General features: G+C 33.1%; 21 protein-coding genes. 12 read left to right on the forward strand and 9 right to left on the reverse strand.

Translation table 11 applies throughout. The annotated features are described in order from the left end of the window. Positions 1-55: 55 nt before the first annotated feature. The 4 genes from ilvB (at position 56) to acs (ending at position 6,289) form a co-directional block, all read left to right on the forward strand. Complete coding sequence (gene ilvB, locus FND99_RS01425; RefSeq protein WP_144336217.1) at positions 56-1,744, forward strand: biosynthetic-type acetolactate synthase large subunit; 1,689 nt, start codon at positions 56-58, stop codon at positions 1,742-1,744. Positions 1,745-1,831: 87 nt separating this feature from the next. Next, on the forward strand, positions 1,832-2,353 hold the full coding sequence (gene ilvN / locus FND99_RS01430; RefSeq protein WP_035643804.1) for an acetolactate synthase small subunit: 522 nt from the start codon (positions 1,832-1,834) through the stop codon (positions 2,351-2,353). Positions 2,354-2,415: 62 nt separating this feature from the next. Continuing rightward, the gene (gene ilvC, locus FND99_RS01435) at positions 2,416-3,885 is read left to right on the forward strand and encodes a ketol-acid reductoisomerase (protein ID WP_144336218.1); all 1,470 of its coding nucleotides are present in this window, start codon (positions 2,416-2,418) and stop codon (positions 3,883-3,885) included. A gap of 496 nt (positions 3,886-4,381) precedes the next feature. Then, a complete protein-coding gene (gene acs, locus FND99_RS01440; RefSeq protein WP_144336219.1) occupies positions 4,382-6,289 on the forward strand; it encodes an acetate--CoA ligase in 1,908 nt (635 codons plus the stop codon). Positions 6,290-6,517: 228 nt separating this feature from the next. Here acs and FND99_RS01445 read toward each other — a convergent pair whose 3' ends face one another. The 3 genes from FND99_RS01445 to FND99_RS01455 all read right to left on the reverse strand — a co-directional run bounded on the left by FND99_RS01445 (position 6,518) and on the right by FND99_RS01455 (position 10,130). Beyond that, positions 6,518-7,114, reverse strand: a complete 597-nt coding sequence (locus tag FND99_RS01445; protein ID WP_144336220.1) for a 3'-5' exonuclease — start codon at positions 7,112-7,114, stop codon at positions 6,518-6,520. Between the two features lie 3 nt (positions 7,115-7,117). Continuing rightward, a complete protein-coding gene (locus FND99_RS01450) occupies positions 7,118-9,037 on the reverse strand; it encodes a DUF294 nucleotidyltransferase-like domain-containing protein (protein WP_144336221.1) in 1,920 nt (639 codons plus the stop codon). A gap of 676 nt (positions 9,038-9,713) precedes the next feature. Then, positions 9,714-10,130: a hypothetical protein gene (locus FND99_RS01455; RefSeq protein WP_144336222.1), complete on the reverse strand. Its 417-nt coding sequence runs from the start codon at positions 10,128-10,130 to the stop codon at positions 9,714-9,716. A gap of 147 nt (positions 10,131-10,277) precedes the next feature. On the opposite strand from FND99_RS01455, the gene FND99_RS01460 reads away from it, so the two are divergent. Together FND99_RS01460 and FND99_RS01465 are read left to right on the forward strand one after the other, a co-directional pair. Continuing rightward, positions 10,278-11,507, forward strand: a complete 1,230-nt coding sequence (locus tag FND99_RS01460) for a multidrug effflux MFS transporter (RefSeq protein ID WP_144336223.1) — start codon at positions 10,278-10,280, stop codon at positions 11,505-11,507. Positions 11,508-11,590: 83 nt separating this feature from the next. After that, positions 11,591-11,944 (forward strand): DUF4242 domain-containing protein, encoded by a 354-nt coding sequence (locus FND99_RS01465; protein ID WP_246074149.1) that lies wholly within the window; start codon positions 11,591-11,593, stop codon positions 11,942-11,944. A 155-nt stretch (positions 11,945-12,099) separates the two neighbouring features. Here FND99_RS01465 and FND99_RS01470 read toward each other — a convergent pair whose 3' ends face one another. The 4 genes from FND99_RS01470 to FND99_RS01485 all read right to left on the reverse strand — a co-directional run bounded on the left by FND99_RS01470 (position 12,100) and on the right by FND99_RS01485 (position 17,164). Next, on the reverse strand, positions 12,100-13,368 hold the full coding sequence (locus tag FND99_RS01470) for an NAD(P)/FAD-dependent oxidoreductase (RefSeq protein ID WP_144336224.1): 1,269 nt from the start codon (positions 13,366-13,368) through the stop codon (positions 12,100-12,102). Between the two features lie 82 nt (positions 13,369-13,450). After that, complete coding sequence (locus FND99_RS01475; RefSeq protein WP_144336225.1) at positions 13,451-14,785, reverse strand: DEAD/DEAH box helicase; 1,335 nt, start codon at positions 14,783-14,785, stop codon at positions 13,451-13,453. A gap of 197 nt (positions 14,786-14,982) precedes the next feature. Further along, on the reverse strand, positions 14,983-16,521 hold the full coding sequence (locus tag FND99_RS01480; RefSeq protein WP_144336226.1) for a DEAD/DEAH box helicase: 1,539 nt from the start codon (positions 16,519-16,521) through the stop codon (positions 14,983-14,985). A gap of 112 nt (positions 16,522-16,633) precedes the next feature. Next, a complete protein-coding gene (locus tag FND99_RS01485; RefSeq protein WP_144336227.1) occupies positions 16,634-17,164 on the reverse strand; it encodes a DUF6155 family protein in 531 nt (176 codons plus the stop codon). A gap of 105 nt (positions 17,165-17,269) precedes the next feature. Here FND99_RS01485 and FND99_RS01490 point away from each other — a divergent pair, with 105 nt between their 5' ends. Further along, positions 17,270-17,563 (forward strand): DUF3817 domain-containing protein, encoded by a 294-nt coding sequence (locus FND99_RS01490; RefSeq protein ID WP_144336228.1) that lies wholly within the window; start codon positions 17,270-17,272, stop codon positions 17,561-17,563. Further along, positions 17,556-18,812: a mechanosensitive ion channel family protein gene (locus FND99_RS01495; protein WP_144336229.1), complete on the forward strand. Its 1,257-nt coding sequence runs from the start codon at positions 17,556-17,558 to the stop codon at positions 18,810-18,812. The genes FND99_RS01490 and FND99_RS01495 overlap by 8 nt, the downstream gene beginning before the upstream one ends. 232 nt (positions 18,813-19,044) lie before the next feature. Here the strand turns inward: FND99_RS01495 and FND99_RS01500 are convergent, their stop codons facing one another. Continuing rightward, entirely contained in the window at positions 19,045-19,473 is a 429-nt protein-coding gene (locus FND99_RS01500) for a hypothetical protein (protein ID WP_144336230.1), read from the reverse strand. Positions 19,474-19,599: 126 nt separating this feature from the next. On the opposite strand from FND99_RS01500, the gene FND99_RS01505 reads away from it, so the two are divergent. The 4 genes from FND99_RS01505 (at position 19,600) to FND99_RS01520 (ending at position 22,345) form a co-directional block, all read left to right on the forward strand. Next, entirely contained in the window at positions 19,600-20,001 is a 402-nt protein-coding gene (locus tag FND99_RS01505) for a glyoxalase (protein ID WP_144336231.1), read from the forward strand. Between the two features lie 64 nt (positions 20,002-20,065). Beyond that, positions 20,066-20,515 carry a hypothetical protein gene (locus FND99_RS01510; protein ID WP_162615523.1) on the forward strand — a complete coding sequence of 150 codons (450 nt, stop codon included), beginning with the start codon at positions 20,066-20,068 and terminating at the stop codon, positions 20,513-20,515. Between the two features lie 10 nt (positions 20,516-20,525). Continuing rightward, a complete protein-coding gene (locus FND99_RS01515) occupies positions 20,526-21,104 on the forward strand; it encodes a Crp/Fnr family transcriptional regulator (protein ID WP_144336233.1) in 579 nt (192 codons plus the stop codon). Between the two features lie 269 nt (positions 21,105-21,373). After that, positions 21,374-22,345, forward strand: coding sequence for a quinone oxidoreductase family protein (locus FND99_RS01520; protein ID WP_144336234.1), 972 nt, complete (start codon positions 21,374-21,376; stop codon positions 22,343-22,345). A gap of 234 nt (positions 22,346-22,579) precedes the next feature. On the opposite strand, the gene FND99_RS01525 is transcribed toward FND99_RS01520, so the two are convergent. Continuing rightward, the gene (locus FND99_RS01525) at positions 22,580-24,322 is read right to left on the reverse strand and encodes a DUF885 domain-containing protein (RefSeq protein WP_144336235.1); all 1,743 of its coding nucleotides are present in this window, start codon (positions 24,320-24,322) and stop codon (positions 22,580-22,582) included. Positions 24,323-24,443: the final 121 nt, after the last annotated feature.

Raw genomic sequence — 24,443 nt, forward strand, 5'->3', positions numbered from 1 at the left:
TGATTTTTGCCATTGAATTTTGATATTGAAATTGACATTGAAAAAACAATATACTATGAAAATATCAGGGGCAGAAGCCGTTATAAGATGTTTGTTAGAAGAAGGTGTAGACTTGGTTTATGGTTATCCAGGAGGAGCAATCATGCCGGTTTATGATGAATTATATAAATTTCAGGATCAGTTGCACCACGTTTTAGTTCGTCATGAACAAGGTGCAACGCATGCTGCTCAAGGTTATGCGAGAGCGACTGGAAAAGTGGGTGTTGCAATTGCAACTTCGGGGCCAGGTGCTACAAATTTAGTCACTGGAATCGCAGATGCACAGATCGATTCAACGCCTATGGTTTGCATTACAGGACAAGTAGGAAGACATTTACTAGGTTCTGATGCATTTCAGGAAACGGATATTATCGGAATTTCAACTCCGGTTACCAAATGGAATTTTCAGATTACTGAAGCTTCTCAAATTCCGGAAATAATTGCAAAAGCGTTTTATATTGCTCGTTCTGGCCGTCCAGGTCCAGTTTTGATCGATATCACTAAAAATGCGCAATTTGATGAATTTGATTATAGCTACGAAAAATGTACTGGAATCAGAAGTTATGTTCCAGTTCCGAAATTAAACTTAGATAAAGTTGCCGAAGCTGCGGCTTTGATCAATAGCGCCAAAAAACCTCTAATTGTTTTTGGACAAGGAATTATTTTGGGAAGAGCAGAGGAAGAATTCAAAGCAGTTGTTGAAAAATCTGGAATTCCAGCGGCTTGGACTATTTTAGGATTATCGGCTTTGCCAACAGATCATCCTTTAAATGTTGGTATGCTAGGAATGCACGGAAATTATGCGCCAAATTTATTGACAAACGAGTGTGATGTTTTAATTGCTTTCGGAATGCGTTTTGATGATCGTGTTACTGGAAAATTAGCTACTTACGCAAAACAAGCAAAAGTAGTTCACTTTGAAATTGATCCAGCAGAAATTGATAAAAACGTTAAAACAGAAATCGCTGTTTTAGGTGATGTAAAAGAATCGCTAGCTGCTTTATTACCATTATTAGATGCAAAGTCTCATGATTTATGGCACAATGAATTTAAAGCGTTAAGTGAAGTTGAATATAATTCGGTAATAAAAGAAGAATTAAATCCGACAAACGGTAAAGGAATTTCGATGGGAGAAACTATTGAAATGATCAACAAACACTCAAAAGGTGATGCAATTATCGTTTCAGATGTTGGTCAACACCAAATGTTTGCTTGCCGTTATGCAAAATTCAATTCAACAAAAAGCAATATTACTTCTGGCGGATTAGGAACAATGGGATTTGCGCTACCAGCTGCAATTGGAGCTAAAATGGGAAAACCAGAACGTGAAGTTGTAGCGATTATTGGTGATGGAGGTTTCCAGATGACAATTCAGGAATTGGGAACTATTTTCCAAACTCAGGTTCCAGTAAAGATCGTTATTTTAAATAATGAATTCTTAGGAATGGTGCGTCAATGGCAGGAATTGTTCTTTGACAACCGATATGCATCAACAAAAATGATCAATCCAAATTTTGTTGCCATTGCCGAAGGTTACCATATTAAATCTAAAAAAGTCACACAGCGCGAAGATTTAGATGAAGCGGTTGCAGAAATGCTTGCTTCAAAAGAGTCTTACTTCTTGGAAGTTATGGTCGAAAAAGAAAACAACGTTTTCCCGATGATTCCAACAGGAGCATGTGTTTCAGAAATTAGATTAAGCTAGGAAAAGAGTTTCAAGTTTCAAGTTTTCTTTGTTTCAAGTTCAAAAACCTGAAACCTGAAACTTGAAACAAAAATAAACTAAAACAAAATGGAAGATAAAACATTTACCATATCGGTATACTCAGAAAATAACGTGGGTTTGTTGAATAGAATATCAGGAATATTCTTAAAGCGTCACATTAATATATTAAGTCTAAATGTTTCTGAATCAGAAATAGAGAATGTTTCAAGATTCATAATTGTAGTGAATACTACAGAAAAATGGGTTCAGAATATTGTTGGGCAGATTGAAAAACAAATTGAGGTTATAAAAGCATTTTATCATACAGATGAAGAAACAATTTATCTTGAAAATGCCTTGTTTAAAATTGCTTCAAATTTATTGTTTGACGAAAAACAAATTCAAAACATAATCAAAGAAAGCCAGTCTACAATTGTAACGGTTTCTCGCGATTTTTTTGTGATTTCAAAATCAGGACGCCGTTCTGAAATTGAAGAATTGTACGCAAAATTTAAACCTTACGGAATCATGCAATTTGTACGTTCGGGGAGAATTTCAGTTTCTAAAGAAAAAATGGAGATTTCGACATTATTAGAGACTTTCAAATAATATCATTCTCAAGTTATATATTAAATCAATTATTAAATTACACATTCATTAAATAAAAAAAAATGGCAAATTATTTCAACACATTACCACTTAGATTACAATTAGAGCAACTTGGAGTTTGCGAATTTATGGAGCAGTCAGAATTTGCAGACGGAATCGCAGCATTAGCAGGAAAAAAAGTTGTGATCGTAGGTTGTGGTGCACAAGGTTTGAATCAAGGTTTAAACATGAGAGATTCAGGTTTAGATATTTCTTATGCATTGCGTGCAGATGCGATTGCTGAAAAAAGAGCTTCATATAAAAATGCAACTGAAAATGGATTTAAAGTAGGAACGTATGAAGAATTGATTCCAACTGCTGATTTAGTTTGTAATTTGACTCCAGATAAACAACATACTGCTGTAGTTACTGCTATTATGCCATTAATGAAAAACGGATCAACTTTAGCATATTCTCACGGTTTCAACATTGTTGAAGAAGGAATGCAGATTCGTAAAGATATCACAGTAATTATGTGTGCTCCAAAATGTCCAGGATCTGAGGTTCGTGAAGAATACAAAAGAGGATTTGGTGTACCAACACTTATCGCAGTTCACCCAGAAAACGATCCAAACGGATTTGGTTTAGATCAAGCAAAAGCTTACGCTGTAGCAACTGGAGGTCACAGAGCAGGAGTTTTAAGGTCATCTTTCGTAGCTGAAGTGAAGTCAGATTTAATGGGTGAGCAGACAATTCTTTGTGGATTATTGCAAACTGGATCTATTTTATGTTTCGATAAAATGGTTGAAAAAGGAATTGATGCGGCATATGCTTCAAAATTAATTCAATACGGATGGGAAACTATCACTGAAGCTTTGAAACATGGTGGTATTACAAATATGATGGATCGTTTAAACAATCCTTCAAAAATTGAAGCTTACGAATTAGCTGAAGAATTGAAAGACATCATGCGTCCGTTGTTCCAAAAACACCAAGACGATATTATTTCTGGGGAATTCTCTAGAACTATGATGATTGACTGGGCTAATGACGATGTTAATTTATTGAAATGGAGAGCTGCAACAGGAGAAACTAACTTCGAAAAAACAGCACCGCAAGAAGCTCCAATCTCTGAGCAAGAATATTTTGATAATGGAGTATTAATGATTGCAATGGTAAAAGCTGGTGTTGAATTAGCTTTTGAAACAATGACTGAAGCTGGTATCATTGAAGAATCTGCTTATTATGAATCATTACACGAATTACCATTAATTGCAAACACAATTGCTAGAAAGAAATTGTTCGAAATGAACCGTGTAATTTCTGATACTGCAGAGTACGGATGTTACTTATTTGATCATGCATGCAAGCCATTATTGACTGAATTCATGAAAAAAGTTGAAACTAATATTATTGGTAAACCATTCTCAACTTCAAACGGAGTAGATAATGCTGTTTTAATTGCTGTAAACAAAGAAATTCGCCAACATCCTATCGAAGAAGTAGGAGCGTGGCTGAGAGAGTCTATGACTGCAATGAAAAAAATTGGATAATTAAAAAATTGGGAATTCCCGCAAAATCGGATTTTGCGGGATTTGCACTGTATCAATGATTTGTAATATTTTGAATTAGTAAGCACTTATTAAGATAATAGATATAGATGCATATTGCATTCACTTAACTTCTTTGAGAGTAAGTTAAGTGAAGCTAATCCCTTATAATGGGGTATATTTTTTAAATATACTTGTTGAAGTTTCTGTTTTGATTAATAAAGATGCTTCTATTTTCAAAATAGAAAAATCATTGTAATTGTAAGAATTACAAAATTAATTGTTATTGAAATTGTTAAAATAAAAAAGCGCAGTATTTATTTTCTGCGCTTTTTTTGTAATATGCTTTTTGTTGTTAAAAAGTGTTTTTTTATATAAAACGCAATAAAAAGAAATATTTTTTTTAATATGTGTTTTTATTTGCCAAAATTTATGAATTAAATAATTTTAAGAATACACCGAGATTTAATACATTTATAAAAAAAATTCCAAGAAACATATGAGTTATTATAAAATTGAAAATTTAGAACAATATTTTAAACATTACAATAAGTCAATAAGGGAACCAAGAAAATTTTGGGGTAAAATTGCGGAGGAGAATTTTACTTGGTACCAACAATGGGAAAAAGTAGTTGATTTTAATATGGCTGATGCTGAAGTAAAATGGTTTACAGATGCAAAAGTTAATATTACTAAAAACTGTATCGATAGACATTTAAGCAAAAGAGGCGAGAAAACGGCGATTATTTTTGAACCGAATGATCCGTCTGAAGAAGCTTTACATATTACATATAACGAATTATACGAACGCGTTTCAAAAATGGCAAATGTTTTGCGTGAGCAAGGCGTTCGCAAAGGAGACAGAGTATGTATTTATTTACCAATGATTCCAGAATTGGCAGTTGCTGTTTTAGCTTGTGCGAGAATTGGCGCAATCCACTCAGTTGTGTTTGCTGGATTTTCTGCTTCGGCAGTTTCTGCGAGAATTAATGACTGCGAATGTAAAATGGTTATTACTTCTGATGGTGGCTATAGAGGAAACAAAACAATTGACCTTAAAGGAATTGTTGATGAGGCTCTTGAAACTTGCCCATCTGTAACAAAAGTTTTGGTTGCAAAAAGAACTAAAACGGATGTAAAAATGAAAGAAGGCCGTGATATTTGGTTACAACCATTATTAGATGCAGCTCTTGATAACAGTGTTGCTGAAATTATGGATGCCGAAGATCCTTTGTTTATCTTGTACACTTCAGGATCAACAGGAAAACCAAAAGGTATGGTTCATACTACTGCCGGCTACATGGTTTATACAGCTTATACATTCAAAAATGTTTTCAGCTATGAAGAAAATGATATTTTCTGGTGTACTGCCGATATTGGTTGGATTACTGGACATTCATACATTTTATACGGACCGTTATTAAACGGAGGAACAACTGTGATTTTTGAAGGAGTTCCGTCTTATCCGGATTTTAGCCGTTTCTGGGAAATTATCGAAAAACATAAAATTACTCAATTTTATACAGCTCCAACCGCAATACGTTCATTAGCAAAAGAAAGTTTAGATTATATTCAAAAATATCCTCTAAAATCATTAAAAGTTATTGGATCTGTTGGGGAACCAATCAACGAGGAAGCTTGGCACTGGTTCAATGACCACGTTGGAGATAAAAGATGTCCGGTTGTGGATACTTGGTGGCAAACAGAAACTGGTGGAATCATGATTTCTCCAATTGCTTTTGTAACACCAACAAAACCAACATATGCAACTTTGCCATTGCCAGGAATTCAGCCCGTTTTAATGGATGAAAAACGCAATGAAATTGAAGGAAATCAAGTTGTTGGAAGTTTGTGCATCAAATTCCCTTGGCCTGGAATCGCTAGAACAATCTGGAACAATCACGAACGTTACAAAGAAACATATTTCTCTGCTTTCCCTGGAAAATATTTCACAGGAGACGGCGCCTTGAGGGATGAAGTTGGTTATTACAGAATCACGGGTAGAGTAGATGATGTTGTAATCGTTTCTGGTCATAATTTAGGAACTGCTCCAATCGAAGATGCTATCAATGAACATCCTGCGGTTGCAGAATCTGCAATTGTTGGATTCCCGCATGATATTAAAGGAAATGCTTTGTATGGTTATGTAATCTTGAAAGAAACTGGAGAAGTTAGAAATAAAGAAAATTTGACAAAAGAGATCAATCAATATATTGCCGACCATATTGGGCCAATTGCGAAATTGGATAAAATTCAGTTTGTGTCAGGTTTGCCAAAAACTCGTTCTGGAAAAATTATGCGTAGAATATTGCGTAAAATAGCAGAAGGTGATTTTACTAATTTTGGTGATACATCAACGTTGTTGAATCCTGAAATTGTAGATGAAATTACAAAAGGGAAAATCTAATAGTTTCCTGATGAGAATATACAAAAAATGCCTCTTAAGATTTTAAGAGGCATTTTTTATTTTTATTATTTTGATTGTTTCAGGTTTTAGGTCTTTCCGAACTGTTTGTCATTTCGAGGAACGAGAAATCTCCACAAGTAACTCCGTATGCAAAATCGCTAATCTTTGTCTAGCTTCTTACGGAGATTTCTCCTTCGGTCGAAATGACAAGATTATCCATTTTTATATTTACTTAATCCCCAATCTTGACTTTAGCTTCAAAAACAAAAGTGCAATTCTATAAGCATCTTCAGCAGAAGAATTTCGATCACTTTTTGGGATTTTATAAATTTCGCACAAATCATCAAGAGAAAACTGTTTGTCGTTAATGTCCATTAATTTTCTGTACATCACGTCAACATCCAAAGCTTCATTTTTTAATCTTCCGCAATCAAGACGCTCTAAAGATGAATTGAGCATTTCAATATCAAAATTAATATGGTGACCAACCAAAATTGCATTTCCCAAAAAATTAATAAAGCCTTCCATTGCTTCTGGTTCCTGCATTTTGCTCATTTTGCTTTCAATAATAAACTCATTTGAAAGTCCGTTGTCCTGATAAAATTTATACTGCAATAAAACAGATTCAAAATTATCTTTGATCACAATACTGTCATCAACTACAGAAAAAGCGCCTAAAGATAAAATAACATCTTTATTCGGGTTCAAACCAGAAGTTTCAGTTGATAAGACAACGAATCTGTTAGGTTTTGTTTCGAATTTATTTAGGTAATCTTTCCAAAAATCTGGATATTCTTTATTAATATTTTTTAGCCAGTCTAGCATATTTTACGAGAATTGTGTAAGTTGAAATTTACTCTTAATTAATTCCTCAAGATCTTTCATTGGGGTCAAGGCATTTTTTAACTTTTCTTTGTCCGTTTTAGACATTTCTCTTAAATTAATATATTGTCCAGAATCGTCATTTTTTAATCCTTCAATGGTTCTAAATTTTGAGAGTATCAGAAAAGCCTCGGCACAGCTTAAGTAAATCTCAGCATTTTTAGAATCTGTTATTGCCAACTGTTTGAATCTTAAATACGTATTCTTGATTCCTTTTATGTTAGCATTTAAAATCAGTAAACGTGCAGCGTCAATTAAAGGCATTAAAGCACGTGTTTTGATGTCAAATTTCGTTTTATGCGGACCCTCTTCTTCAACAATGAATTTTTTGAAAAAGCTCAAAGGAGAATTCTTTTTCAAGGCATCATTTCCTAAAAAGTCGAAGAATAAAGTATTGTTGACAGCATTTTTAAAAATTACGTTTTCAATTACTTCTTCAATTTTTGGTTCACCAAAAACAATTTCATAATCAAAGAAAATACTGCTCAAATCGTTGCTGTTTTCACCTGGAGTATTCATCCAGCTGTTGTATTGTTTTGTCCAGTCTGTCAATGACTTACACCACAACATATTGCTACCCATATGGCCATTTGGGCAAAATTCATAACCCACTTTTTCTAAGATGGTCGTGGTTCTTTTTGCCAATCTTAAAAAGTAATCTTTAACTTCTCTGTATTTTTCTGGCGCAACATCTTCAAAAATCAAAATACTGTCCTGATCAGTGAGTAATAATTGTTCTTTACGTCCTTGGCTGCCAATGCTTAACCAAGCAAAACGTGCAGGAGGAGAGCCCAAATCTAAAATAGACAATTCCACCGAACGTTTGATGATAGCGAGATTTATTTCGCTCGCAATATTGCTCACATGTGAAATTGGAATATTTTTTTGGATAGAATTCTGAATAAGATCAGAAAGACGATCGCGAATTTGTTTTAAATCTTTTGGAAGCTGAGAACGCTTGATTTCTTTAATTAAGACACCTGGGTTACTAGCTTGAGCCACAATAAGATCGTGCTCAGAAATAATTCCTTTTACAGCAGATTTGCTTGTGCCGTCTTTAGTCACACACAAGTGCGTAACATTATGTTTGAGCATAAGTAATTGCGCTTCGGCAAGCGAAACATTCTCAATTACCGTAACCACAGGCGACGACATAATTTTATCAATCGTTTCTGTGATAGGATAGCGCCCTGTAGCAATCTTTGAAGCCAAATCTGTTGCAGTGACAATACCAATTGGACGGTTTTTCTCTCCACAAACAATAATATTATCAACCATTGCTTCGGTCATTAAAATAGCGACATCTTTAACAATATGAGTTGCTTCAGTAGTTAAAGGTGAATTATTGTAGTTAAGTGACTGAATATATTGCATTTCTGATTGCTGATCAACATAAAAAGAGGTGTCAGAAATCATTTTTCCGTTAGAATTTACGTTGTCTTTTGTATGTCTTGAATTGGTTGCAAAACTTTCCAATAAAAAGTTCAAAACATCAGAATTATTAGCTACAAAAGGTCTGAAAACCGCAATAGGAATAGCGTAAATAATACTTTCTTCGCGTGCTTTTGCCGTCATCATATAATTATTCTTAGCAAAAAAAGGTCTTAAGCCAAAAATATCGCCTTCGTGGCATTTATTGATAATCGTTTCCTCAGCATCAGCAATTGTTGTCAAATTGATTACGCCAGAAGCAACAACATAAAAACTATCATGAAGTGTATCGTTATTTTGAAACAGTACCGTATGTTTTTCTAAATTAAGAACACGGATATTGGTTGCAATATCAGATAATTCCTGAAAAGTCAAATTATTAAATGGCGGGTATTCTTTTAAAAAATCTGCAATATGCTCAGCAATTGTATTCATACGTTTGATAATTTTTTTAAAGTATCGAATGTAAAAATAATAAAATAAAGTCTTACAATGAAAGCATCTTGGTCAGAATCTGAATATTTTAAAGAAATGTTAAGATTTAGTAGATTCAAGGCTTCAAAATACTTTTTTAAGCTTTTAAATTATGCAATTATTTGGTTTTTAATTCTATAGAATTTTTTCTAAGGGATATTTTAGTGAGAGGAGAATTACATTTTAAAAAATAAAAACGATTAAAGATCTTTAGCTTTTAATTTATGGTAAATGAAAAGAATATTCATGAACAAATTGAGATAGAGGATTTCAATAAATTCTATTTTACATAATATAAATTATAGTTCAAAATGGCTTATTATGAAAACACGCGATATATGATACTATTTGGTTTATTTTTCAATTTATTCAGATCTTCTCTGGAATTTGCAGTCTTCCATATTTCTCGTATTTGGAAATTTATTTAATTTTTTTTGAAATACGAGATTTATCTTAATGTATTAAATGAGCAAAAGACTCAAATTTTAAAATTTGCTCTACAATGTCTGGTTAATCAAATTTCTCATATTTGAAAAAAAATAATTTTATTTTTTTTCAAATACGCGATTTATTTCGTGTAATTATTCAGCATAAAAAAAAAAGCATCGCAAACTAAATTGCGATGCTTCATGAAATTTTAAACTTTTTTCAGATAAACAGATTTGCCATTTATTGAAACTTCGATTTCATTATTTCTTTCTGTAAAAGTCGTTCGTACGACATTTCCTTTAAAAAGCTGCACATCGCCAAAAACTTTTCCAGTTTCATCTGAAACGTATTCAAATAATAATTTTTTGTTGCCTGGCTCAATTCCGATTTTGTAACTTGAAAATTTAGTTCCTTTTATATCAAATTGTTGTTGTGAATCGATAATTTTTCCGTCAGCATAAAAATTGGTGATAGATTTTGTCAAAGTAATATCTGGATAATATTGATTCACTTTTTTCAGCAATTCATATTGCTCAACATTTGCATCTTCAAGTTTTGATGTAATAGTTTGCGCAAATGAAATTGACGAAAACAGAATCGCTAATAATAATAAAGACTTTCTCATAATTTTTTAAAAATTTAGATTAATAAATCTGTTTTGCAAATTTTAAACGTAGATACGATTAAAATTCACCATTAATATTCTTTAATAACTCTACAAGTTATGAAAACTCTACCTTTGTTGAAAATTTATTAGATTTTTTTAAGAAAAATGACTACAAAAAAATATATAAAACTGATTCTGATTTTAGGTTCTTTAACTGCATTAGGGCCTTTTTCAATCGATATGTATCTGCCCGGATTCTCTGATATTGCAAAGGATTTAAATACAACTGTTGCAAAAGTTTCAATGAGTTTATCGAGTTATTTTATCGGAATTTCTGCCGGACAATTGCTTTACGGACCTTTATTAGATCGTTTTGGACGAAAAAAGCCTCTATTTGTAGGTTTGATGGTTTATATATTAGCAGCTTTAGGCTGCGCTTATGTGACTGATGTTGACACGTTTATTCTGTTACGATTTATTCAGGCAGTTGGAAGTTGCGCTGCAACAGTTGCTTCTGTAGCTATGGTTCGTGATTTATTTCCTGTAAAAGATATTCCTAAAGTATTCTCGCTTTTGATGCTTGTTCTTGGGCTTTCGCCAATGCTAGCACCAACGATTGGTGGTTATGTGACTGAAGATTATGGCTGGCATACGGTATTCATTATCTTAATGTTTATGGGAATTTCTATTTTAATTGCTTCTCAAATTGGTTTGCCAAATAGCTATAAACCGGATGTTTCTATATCATTAAAACCAAAACCTATTATTTCGAATTTTTTAAAGGTCCTCAAAGAACCTCAATTTTATACTTACGCCTTTACCGGAGCAATTGCTTTTTCTGGATTATTTACCTATGTGGCGGCCTCACCTATCATTTTTATGGATATTTACCATGTTGATGCTAAAACTTATGGTTGGATTTTCGCTTTTATGTCGGTTAGTTTTATTGGTTCCAGCCAGTTAAATTCTGTTTTATTAAAGAAATTTTCAAGTGAGCAGATGATTTTTGCAGCACTAATTTTGCAATCTATTGTTAGTATTGTTTTCCTTGTACTTTCTTTAAATAATCTATTAGGATTGTACGAAACTATAACAATGTTATTTATATTTTTAGGATGTTTGGGAATTTCGAACCCAAATACGGCGGGACTTACAATGGCTCCATTTGCTAAAAATGCGGGAAGTGCGTCGGCTTTAATGGGAGCAATTCAATTAGGATTGGGCTCTATTGCGTCCTTTGCTGTTGGAATTTTTGTTAAGGATTCTGTAGCGCCGATGGTTCTTATTATGACAGTCACTACTATTATTGCTTTTGTTGTTTTAAATATTGGAAAACGATTTATTAAAAATAAAGTAGAATTAAGTGCTGAAAATGATACTGTAGCTGCTCATTGATACTTTGTTTATCTGTCTAAAAATCAGTAAATAATATGTTTTGGTGTGTTTTATTTCATTAATTTTATAGTGCTTAAAATTTAATGGAATCCAGATACCATTTGAAAAACGGGGCGAAACCGAAAAGCCACACGAGTAGGAATAAATTTGGAATTATTATGCCGAAATATGTTATTGAAAGAGAAATCCCAAATGCTGGCAAACTTACATCAGATGAACTACAAAGTATTTCTCAGGCTTCCTGCGGAGTACTAAATCAACTAGGAACACAAATTCAATGGGTAAATAGTTATATAACAAACGATAAGCTTTATTGTATTTATATTGCACCAAATGAAGAAATGGTTTACGAACATGCTAAACTGGGCGGTTTTCCAGCAAATTCGGTAAATCAAATTTTAGGAATAATTGATCCAACTACAGCGGAGCAAGCTTAAATTCCAAATCTAAAAAATTCAAATTCCAGCTTATTGAGAATAAAGAAAGCCAAAATCTTTGATTTTGGCTTTTTAATTTTAAAATTCCCACAACTTTTGTGTTTCCAAGTTAAACTCACATTCTTGGAATTTGGAATTTAATTTTTGGAATTTATTTATTCGCTTTGTTGTTTTTTATCTGGTCGAATAATCATCCTAAGAGACTGATCACTTGCAAAATAAGCAACCATCCAATTCCAGAAAGTTTGCAATCTATTTCTGTAAGTTATCAGAGAAATCAAATGGACAAACAGCCAGACTATCCAAGCAAAAAATCCATTAAAATGCCATTTCGGACTTGGCAAGTCAACCACGGCTTTGTTTTTTCCAATGATTGCCATCGAACCTTTGTCCTTGTATGCAAATGGCTTTAAAGCTTTGTTTTTGACCATTGCTTTAAAGTTTTCGGCCAAATTTAATCCTTGCTGTATGGCAACTTGCGCCACTTGCGGGTGTCCGTCAGGGAAATTTTTATCTCCGGCCAAAATTGCTGTATCACCAATCGCAAAAATATTTTCAAATCCGTTTACTCTATTGTATTGATCTGTCGCCATTCGTTTACCGCGTCCGTAACTTTCTTTCGGAATTCCGTCAAACAATTTAGCCGAAACTCCTGCCGCCCAAATTAAGTTTTTTGTTTTAATGGTTTCGCCATTTTCAAAAAACACAGTGTCGTCAACATAATCAGTCACGCGAGTATGGAGTTTTACTACGACTCCAAGTTTTGTCAACGCATCGAGAGTATCTTTTTGAGATTCTTTACTCATTGGTGAAAGCAATGCATCTCCTCCATCAACTAAATAAACATTACTTGCCGATGTCTCTAATTCAGGATATTCTTTAAGCAGAATATTTTTTCGCATTTCAGCAAACATTCCAGAAACTTCCACACCTGTTGGCCCTCCTCCAGCAACTACAATAGTTAAAAGTTTACGACGTTTGCGTATATCTTTTGTGATTGCGGCTTTTTCAAGATTTTTAAGAAGTGCATTACGCATTTCGATGGCATCATTTAAGGTTTTCATCGGAATGGCGTTTTTCATAACGTTTTCCATGCCAAAATAGCTCGTTTCAGCACCTGTTGCAAAAACCAGATAATCGTATGTCAATTCACCATTATTTAAAACAATTTTGTTTTCAGAAGGAACCACAGAAAGCAATTCGCCCAAACGAAACTGCAGGTTCTTTTTACCTGCAAAAAATTTTCTGAAAGGATAACTAATGCTTGATGGCTCTAGAAAAGCGGTTGCTACTTGATAGATAAGCGGCGGAAAAAAGTTGTAATTATTCTTGTCAACGAGGATTACTTCTATTTGAGGCTGGTTTACAAGTTCCTTCGCAAGATTGATTCCTGCAAAACCGCCTCCTATAATTATTATCTTCATATATGTTATTTATTATGTAGGATTATAAAATAATTCCTTATAAATATACAACTTTAATATGCAATGACAATTGTCAGATTTATTACTTTTTGAATTTTTTAACAGGTTTTTCAACTACATCGATTTTGTTTTGAAGGACATAGTTGGCCATCAATTTCTCTATCAATTCGTCTTTTGTCAAATGATGAAAAACAGTTTTTACCTTAGTTTTTAACTCTGCCGAAATATCGTGATTTGGCTTTGTTTTAAAGATTTGTTTTGCCCATAAAAGCGTATTATTTTCTTCTATGCTCAAAGCCGACGGTTTTTCAAACTTTGTGAATTTAAGACCGAGTTCTCTCTCAAAATCAGGAATTTCAACCACTTCTTCTTCCTGCAAAACAGTTAATGAAAGTCCGTTTGCTCCTGCCCTTGCGGTTCTTCCGCTTCGGTGAACATAGTTTTCATACGTATCTGGCAAGTGGTAATTTACAACATATGCAATTTCTTTGACGTCGATTCCTCTTGCTGCAAGATCAGTTGCAATCAAAATATTAATATGTCCTTCGCGGAATTGCTCCATAATACGGTCACGAATTCCCTGTGTCAAGCTTCCGTGGATTGCTCCAGAAGAAAATCGATTTATAGCAAGATTTTTAGCTAATTTGTTTACAGCAGCTTTTGTTTTACAGAAAATAATGCCGCGTTCACCTTCTCTTGAATTTAAAAAATGCATTAAAACGTCCAGTTTTTCAATAGGATCAACTACAATATATTGATGGTCGATACCTTGATTTCCAGATGTTTCCATACTAGCGCTTATCTGAACTACATTTTTATTCAAATAATTCTGAATCAGTTGTTTGATTGTTCCTGGCAAAGTTGCAGAAAACAAAAGCGTACGATGTTTTTTTGGAAGTTCTGCAACAATTTCGTCTAAACTTTCTTTAAGAATTGAAACCATTTCATCGGCTTCATCCAAAACTAAAAATTGTGTTTCTTTTAAATCAACCGCTTTTCGCTGAATCAAATCGATTAAACGTCCCGGAGTTGCTACAATGATATGTGTTGGCGCTGTAAGACGTTCTATTTGCGGTTTAATTGGAATTCCACCACAAGTTGCCGTAATTGATATATTTGGAATATGCTTTGAAAAATCTTCTAAATTTCTAAAAATCTGATGTCCAAGTTCTCTTGTCGGAACTAAAATCACAGCCTGAACGACAGGTAATTCTGTGTTGATTAATTGCAGCAATGGCAACCCGAAAGCGGCAGTTTTTCCTGTTCCAGTTTTGGCTAAACCAACAACATCATGCTTTTCAGATAAAAGCAATGGAATTGTTTTTTGCTGAATTTCTGTTGGTTCAACAATGCTTAATTCGCCTAAAGCTTTTAAAATTGGCGCTGAAACTCCTAATGCTGAGAATTGTTTAGACATGGTTTTTTGTTTTTTTGTTTTTTTGTTTCAGGTTTCATGTTTCAAGTTATACCGAAACCTAATAATAAGCTAGAAAGGAGAAATCACAATAGAATGTATTACTCTGAAATGCGATTTCTCCTTTAAAATTATAAATAATGTTCTAGATTCCAATAACTTGAAACATGAAACCTGAAACAAATAAAACTTTTCAATTATCAATCCGGTTCGTTCATGATTTTTTCGCGGTACTTTTTACCAATCAATAACGTCAAATTCTTTTTATAATCGTCAACTAGCCATTCACGGTAGTTTTTACTGCATTGGCTCAAACATTTTGCATAACGTTTGATACGGCATTCAATATCATCATCAAGTTCTTTTCCTAATGATTTTGCTTCCTGCAGCGTTTCTGTATTATCTACACACATTGAAGCGTGTTGTTCTAGCGATTTATCCAAAACAATTTTCGAACGTAAATTTTGCTTTATTGCCATTTTGTGTTCTTCATCAACATCAAAAGTAACGTCGGCAGTTTTGCTGAATTTTGCTCGCAATTCTGGTGGCATGCTGTATTTAAAGAACATTTCGATTTCAGTGTCATCTCTTAAATTCTCAAGATAAAACTCAGGAGATTTAAAAATATGCTGCCAGTTTACCGGTTCGCTCCACAACCCGAAACGAGCGGCGTTGTTTCCTAAATCGATAACTGTAAATTCATCTTTGCCAGGCAATTTACGAGATCCACGACCAATCATCTGGAAGTATAATGTCAATGATTTAGTTGCTCTGTTCAAAATAATTGTTTCAACAGTAGGCTCATCAAATCCAGTTGTCAAAATTCCAACCGAAGTCAAAATCGCATCTGGAGTTTTCTTGAACCAAGATAAAATATCTTTACGCTCTTCAGAACTGCTTGTATTGTCAAGGTGTCTAATATCGTAACCAGCTTCTCTAAAAGTATCATATACATATAATGAAGTATGAATACCGTTATTAAAAATCAAAGTCTTTTTACCCAAAGAACGCTCTGTATATGCATGAAGCAATTTTTCCTGCATCATCGTATTTGTATACAAATCATCAGAAGATTTTACAGTATAATCACCGTTGATACCCACTTTTAACGAAGTCAAACCAACATCATAACTATAAGTTGTTGCTCTTGCCAAAAATCCTTTATCAATCAATGAACCAATTGTATCACCAACGATCAACTCGTCATAACTCTGGTGCATTGGCAATTTTATATTAGAACTCAAAGGTGTTGCTGTTACTCCTAAAATAAAAGCGTTTTTAAATGAGTTTAATAATTTTCTGAATGAATTATAGTGCGCCTCGTCAATAATAACCAAACCAATATTATCAAGATGAAGTTTTTCATCATTAATACGGTTTTTTAACGTCTCGACCATTGCCACAAAGCAAGAATAATCATTTTGATCAGGAAGTTCTTTTACCTTGCTGTTGATTATTTTATTGCTTACGCCAAAGCCTTTCAGCATTTTAGACGTTTGTTTGCAAAGCTCGATACGGTGAGTTAAAACAACCACTTTTTTGTCATTATTTGATAAATAACGACGTACAATTTCTGAGAATATCACGGTTTTTCCTCCACCAGTAGGCAACTGATACAATAAATGATGTTTTGGAGGAGCATTGTCTAGGCGGTCAAAAATGGCGTCAATATCGCCTTTTTGGTATGCATAAAGTTCTTTTTTCTCTTCTCTTTCTATTTCTAAAGTGTTTTGAGACATTGTTTATTTTTGGATTTTTGCAAAAATACACCGAAAAAACAGTTATTCATCTTAATTTAACCTAAAATAAATGTTTTTTTTAAATAAAGATTTTTTATGAGAAGTACATTTTTTAGTCAATTTTGTCCAAAATAGCACTAAAATCGTATCTGTTTTTCCATTTTTGTTCAACAGTCTGTTCCTGAATTGCAATAATTCTTGCTTTATATTCATTTAAAATTCCGTTAGAAATTAAAAAATTTACTGCTTGTTCAAATGAATTAAACATGCTTTTGTAGAATAATTCCTGCTTTACAAAATTTTGATCCGAATAAGTTTGTGCAATTTCGATGTTATAAAGCATCAAATCAGCAATTACGAAAGAATCAACGCCAAGAGAAATAAAATGTTTAATGATTTTTTGAGCAACCGAACGACGCATTTTTGCTTTTGGACGCCATTTTGCTCCTGGTTTTTTTATCGGGAAATATTCATGCGAAATTTTAACCTTTGATTCCTGCAAAAGTTTGTCCTCTTTTGGATTAAAAACAAAATCATAATAAACCTTTACGGGACTAAATTTTTCGTACAGTTCGATCAGCTGTTCTTCCAGTTGTTCTTTGCTTAATTCTGCTAAATATTTTTTTAAATCGCGTTTGCTCATTATCAAAGTTTAAGACTGTAAAAATAAATTACTTTTCTGACACATAACTTAAAAACCAATCCTAATACTTAATTTTGCTGTCATAAATTTAAAAAATACATCTACATGCTCAAGATTTTTAAAGTTACAGCCATTTTAGAAGGGATTTCGTACTTAGTATTATTTGCTAATATGCTTATTATAAAAACCAACAATCCAGAACTTTATCATACATTGCTTCGTCCGCTTGGAATGACGCATGGTGTTTTGTTTATTGGCTACATTATTCTTGCTTTTTTATTGAGAAAATCAATGAACTGGGATTTAAAAACTTTCGGAATCATTTTAATTGCTTCTCTTATTCCGTTTGGAACTTTTTACATCGAGAAAAAATATTTAGAAAATAAAGCAAATGCTTAAGCTTTTGGACAAAATATTTAATTTTCTATATCCGATTTTTAGAGATTGGGGAATGAGCCGCAACGTAGCGTCTTATACCAGTCTTATTTTTAATATTGCCATTTTGGTGGCATTGGCTTATGTTATTTATTATGCAGCCAAATTTGTTTTAGTGACTTTGACTGCGATTTTTGCGCAACGCACCAAAACTAAATTCGACGATTATTTAATTCAAAACAAAACCACCAGATACACCGCTTATTTAATTCCGTTTTTCTTTATTTATAAAGCCGTTCCGGTAATTTTAGATAAATATGAATACTGGGAATCCATTTTTGGAAAAATTGTTGGTGTTTACATCGTTTTGCTTGGATTGTGGATAGTTCGTACGATTTTTAATTCGCTTCGTGATTATTTAAAGCAAAAACCGGAATACAGCGACAAACCAATCGACAGTTTTGTTCAGGTTATCATGATTGTGCTCTGGATTTTTGGAGTTGCCTTAATTATTTCGACTTTATTCGGAATAAAAAAAGGCGAATTGCTGACGATTTTAGGAACACTTTCGGCCATTATTATCTTGATTTTTAGAGATACTATTCTTGGATTTGTTTCGAGTGTTCAGGTTGCGATAAACGACATGGTTCGAATTGGCGATTGGATTACAATGGACAAATTTGGTGCCGATGGTGACGTAATCGAAATCAATTTAACAACTGTAAAAGTTCGAAATTTTGACAATACGATTACAACAATTCCAACTTACGCTTTAAGTTCAGATTCGTTCCAAAACTGGCGAGGGATGCAAAAATCAGCCGGACGCCGAATCAAAAGACATGTTTTGATAAAAAGCAGTACAATCCGATTTTTAACTGATGAAGATTTGGCTCAGATGAAAAAAGTCCAACTGATTTCGTCATATATAGATTCAAGACAAGCCGAAATTGAAAAATATAACGATCTTAGAGGAGTTGATAAAACACTTGCTCTCAACGGCCGCAATATGACCAATTTAGGATTGTTCCGAAAATATATTATCCAATATCTAGTAACGCATCCAGGACTGAATAAAGATATGCACATTATGTGTCGCCAGCTGCAGTCAACAGCGCATGGAGTTCCGTTAGAAATTTATGCTTTTTCAAGCGACAAACGCTGGGCAAACTACGAATACATCATGGCTGATATTTTTGATCACGTTATGGCTTCTGTAGAATATTTTGATTTAGAAATATTTGAACTTCCTTCTAAGATTGGAAGCTTAGAATAGATTTTTTTGTTTCAGGTTTCAAGTTTCAAGTTCCTGCAGTTTGTCTTTGAGGAACGAGAAATCTTCGCGAGTAGCTAGACAAAGTATTGTAATTTCGACTGAAAGGAGAAATCACAATAGTTTATAAGCAAAGATTGGCGACCTTCTTTGCGGAGTTCCTTGTGTGATTTCTCCTTTCAGTCGAAATGACAAACTGCAGGAACTTGAAACTTGAAACTTGAAACAAGAAGAACTATTTCTTAATCTCCTCAAAAACAAACTTCGGATCCTTATAGTTTAATGTTCCTTGAATAAAACACGGAAGATTCATGTAAGTTCCCACTACCCCATTTCCTAAAACTAGTTTCTTATCTTTTTTAAGCAAAGCTAATGGTACTCTTTTCCAGCTTCCTCCATTAGAAATAAAATGAAAATCGCCTCTTAAGGTATCTCCTTTAATATCGCCGCGAACATCGCCAGAATCTTTCCCGAGCTGATGATAAAGAATTTCGTAACGACCATAAAAGCGTTTGTCATTTATTTTAATCGTCAAAACAGCAGTATCTTTTTGATTGCTGGCACGATAAACAAATTCTTTATAATCTGTTTTATTTTCTTTTGAGTTGCAAGAAATAACCAAAATCATAATTAGAAGAAGAAAGAGCAAAGAGTTTTTGTTCATAACAAAGTTTTAAAACCATATAAGTGCTAAAAGTACATTTAAAAATTAAAACTTGAAATTTGTTAACTAACTTATCTCTTTATTTAATTTTTGTATTGTAATTTTTTCTAAATTTAAAGAAAAAACATGGCAGACAGAGATAATTTTTTAAGAGAATTTAGAGGAGAAACTTTAGGAACTGTCAGTGCTCAGTCTTCGGCAGACGAATTGTTTCAAAATCAAACCATCAGACCCATTTTAAAACTGCAAAATGATTTATTCATTGCTGTTTTTATAAATTACGTCAATAAAAACAAAGCCGATTTCTATTCTTATTCCGTCGAAAAGAAACTTCAGACAATCGAAAATTCCATTCAAAAAGATATTAAGTTCCGAAATTCCTTAAAAGGAATTGTCATGGCACTTTTTACAATTGAAGAATATGAAACGTATATTCAGAATTCTTCAAGTTTGAATAAACGAATGATGAATTTGTTGATCGATCGATTGAAAAATCAAGTGCAGTTGTTTGAATTAGAAACTAAATAATTAACTCTTTTAAATGTCAATAAGAACATTTTGGACAATCCTAATAAAAATACTAGGATTATGGATGATATATAGAACTTTAACAGTCTTACCGGAATTAATTTCCAATCTTTACTTTCTCTATGAAAATGGTGATTCTAAAGAATTAGTTGGTTTATTTTCTAGTATTCTGATTGCGGTTTTATTTTTTTGTGTAATAATTAGACTCTTTCTATTTAAAACGCTGTGGATAATTGAAAAACTGAAACTTGATAAAGGTTTTGAAACTGAAACTATTGAAATACAATCAAATGAAAACAGAATAATTACAATTGCTCTCATTGTAATTGGAGGATTTATATTTATTGATAATCTTCCAATTTTATTAAAAGAAATTGCTGTTTTCTTTCGTGATAAAGCCCAGTTCAAAGATTATCCAAAATCAGGATGGATCGTCTTTTTTTTCTGTAAATCTATTTTAGGATATTTGTTGATGACCAATAGTTTTAGAATAGCAAAATTTATAAAAAAATAATTGAAACTGAATGTTCGATCAATTCCGAAATAAATTCCTTTTAACCGATGAAAAATGGCTTGAATACATAAACTATTTTAATCGAATTGAGGTTCCATCCAAAACCACCCTTTTAGAAGAGGGGGAAGTTTCTAAAAAGCTTTTTATAATCGAAAGAGGTTGCATCAGGGTTTGGTTCAATAATAACGGAAAAGATTTAACAACTCAATTTTTTTTCGAAAATCAAAGTGTGGCTTCCATTGAAAGTTTCATAAAAAAAACGCCAAGTCCGGTTGTAGTCGAAACTATTGAAGTCTCTGTTTTATGGTGGATTCATAAAAATGATTTGGATAAAATTTTGGAAGAAATAAAAGAGATCCCAGAACTTCGTGATGTGTTAATCAATATGCTTTTTCAAAGAACATTTGATTATATGAAATATTTTGTTTCTTTTATAAAAGACTCTCCTACTCAACGTTATCTTAATTTAATTGAAGAAAGACCTCAGATAATTCAGCGTGTTCCACAGCACTATATTGCTTCTTATCTTGGCGTGACTACGGTTCATTTAAGCCGAATAAAAAGCAAGTTGGTACATAAAAAAGATTAATATTTTAACCGTTAAGTGTGCTTTTTTTTTAAACACATAGAAACATAGATTTATATTGTCGAAAAGAGCTTTGAAAAGAAACTAGTTTCTAAAACATAGCAACTATGTTTTTTTAAAAACAAGTGAAACGCCTTTTAAGCAGTCTATATCTATGTTTCTATGTGTTTGAATTAATTGCACGCCCAACAAGTTAAAATTGTATTTGATAACAAATGTTATCGTCTGCCAAAATTCGAGTTCCGAACTTTGCCTCATAAAATTTAATAATTATGAAAGCAGCAGTAGTTTATAAAAAAGGCGAATTGCCAAAATATGTAGAATTTGCAACTCCCATTCCACAAAATGAAAATGAACTTTTAGTTTCTGTAAAAGCAGTAGCTATCACAAATTTAGACAAAGGAAAAGCCAGTGGCAAACATTATTCATCTGAAAAAATAAGTAAAAACGGATTTGTCGTAAGTAGTGATTGTGTGGGTATATTAGAAAATGGAACGAGAGTTTATGCTCGTGGCATTACCGGTACAATGGCAGAGAAAACAATTATAGATAAAAACATTTTTGTACCGTTGCCTGAACAAATTAGTGATTCAGTGGCCGTTGCAATGCCAAATGCAGTTGCGGGTTCGGCAATGGCGCTCAAATTTAGAGCGCAAATAAAAGCCGGAGAAACTGTTTTAATAAACGGCGGAGCTGGTTTTACAGGTCAAATGGCTATTCAGATTGCAAAACATTACGGAGCAAAAAAAATAATTGTGACTGCAAGAAATGAAAAAACATTTCCAAAATTACTAGAATTGGGCGCAGATGAAATTATTTCCCTAAAGCAAGATGATGAAAAAATTATCAAACAGATTAAAGAAATTCATTCCAATACACCAATAGATATTATTCTGGATTATTTGTGGGGGCATTCAGCCGAAATGATTCTGATGTCACTAAAAGGGAATGGCTCATTTTCGAATAAAGTTCGTTACGTAAATATTGGCGGAATGTCGGGCGATACTATTCAATTATCAGCAGGTATTTTAAGAAGCGTCGATCTACAATTATCAGGTTCTGGTTTAGGAAGTTGGACAAAAGATGAAGTAAAATTATTGTTTTCGGAAATTCTTCCCGAAATGTTTCTTTTGGCAGCTCAGAATAAGTTGAAAGTTAATATTGAAACAGGAAATCTTATTGATATTGAAGAAATGTGGGCAAAAGAAGTTTCTGACGGAAAACGATTGGTAGTTGTTATTTAAAAAATAATTCAGACGCGGATATAGCGGATTGCTAAAGCAAAACGCGGATAAAACGGATTTTTTACAAATATCAATTATCCACGCTGTTTGTCATTTCGAGAAATGGGAAATGACAAGCTTGTGGTTAATTATTCTATTTATCTTTTAAATTCACTCAAAATGTAAAAATGAAAAAAGGCTTGACAGGAAATAAATCCTATCAAGCCTTTTTTCTATTAAATATAGTTGCAAATTTTACTCTTCAGAAAGCATTAATTCTATAATATATTTTACTGGAGCACTTCCAAAACTTAAGAATTTTTCGTGAAATTTTTTCAGGTTGAATTTATCGCCTTCCTTCTTTTTAAGTTCTTCTCTTAGGTTGTAAATTTCAGTATATCCTGTAAAATAAGAACATAATTGCACTTGCGATAAAGTTACGCGCTTCCACTTCCCTTCTGCTTCGGCTTGTTGCTGAAACGCTTCTCTGGTAAGTAAAATCATGGCGTCTTCTTTAGCCATATCTTTTGTATGAACGCTGTAGTCTAAAATCGTGTTGCAGGTTGTTCTCAAATTCCATTTGTAATACATCAACCACATTTCATCAGAGTTTTTATAACCGCTTTCCAACATCATTTTTTCTGCATAAACTGCCCAGCCTTCAACCATTGCGCCATTTCCTAAAATAGATTTGATGATGCTTGGCGACTGATTGCTGTAAACCAATTGCGTGTAATGCCCAGGAATCGCTTCGTGGATATTCAAAATTTGAAGAATATAATCGTTGTATTCACGCAGATAACTTTCTGCATTTTCAGCATTCCAGCCAGACATACTTCCTACATTATAATAGGTGTTTGCATTTTTGTCATAAGGACCCGGAGCAGAAATTGAGGCACCTGCAACTCCCGCCATATAAGCCGGTTCTTTGCGAACAACTAAAGGTTTTGAGGGATCAATGTATAATAAATCTTTTGCTTTCACATAAGCAGTAAGCTCCGGAATTTGTTTCTCGATTTCCGATTGGAATTTCTCTGGCGTTGTATGCTGCAACGAAATCTTATCAATAACTTGTTTGATCAAATCTAGTTTATCTGCTGGTTTTGGCTTGTTTTCGTTGTATTTCTTCCAAAGTTTATCAGCCAAAACAAACATTTTATCATGAAGATCATTTTTATGATCAACGGCAATTTTATAGATTTCATCGGCAGAATAACTTGACTGAATGTCATAATTGAATTTTTTCGCAAACAAGTCGGCTCCTAATCTGAAAGAACGAGGCGTTTTATTCGGCATATTTTTCAGCCATTCAGCATAATCTTTAATTGCTTTTACAGAAACCTTAGCTTTATCCTGAATTTCTTTTTTCTCAGCTTGACTCAGTTTGCTTTTGCTCAAAGCATCATTTAATTCTCCTTCAAAAACAGCCGAACCGCCAATATTTTGGTCAATTGCGAGGTCCGTATGTTCGATTGTTGGGTTTTTGATATTCTTTTTTGCAGCTTCATAATAAGCCGGAATATTGTTCATTTTAATGTTAAAAGCATGAAGACGAATATCTAAAGAATCATACTTTCCGTTTAAAATTTCTGCGAAAACGCCACAAACATTGTATTCAGCGGGATTCCATTCAGAAGATTTTAATTCGTTGATGCTGAAAATAGTTCCTTCTAGTTGATTTTTGATCATCTGAAAATCGGTCTTATTATTATCTGACAAACTTTCAAAATTATAGTTTTTCAAAGAATCCAATTGTGTATTTGCAAAGTCAAGCTCTTTTTTTCTCTGGTCTGCATTTGGAACAACTAAAAGACTGTCATATTTATGAAAACCAACTCCAGACGCCCAGCCCGGATACAACTTCCATAAATTGTCAACAAAATTATTTTTATAGTGGTCAAACTTCTCATTTAAAGCTTTATCAACCGCCGTTTTACTGCTTTTATTACAGGAAAAAAGTAATGAAACAGCAAAAACAGAAACAAACAGTTTTTTCATAATTGGGGTTTTTATTCGATTTAAAGATAGAAAAAATGTTCTTTCTTCAAAACACTAAGTCTTTGTGTGGTTATCCAAATAAGTTTAATTATTTAATACATAGAACCATAGATTTTGTAGA

This window comes from Flavobacterium daemonense (genome assembly GCF_007341385.1).
Lineage (GTDB): Bacteria > Bacteroidota > Bacteroidia > Flavobacteriales > Flavobacteriaceae > Flavobacterium > Flavobacterium daemonense.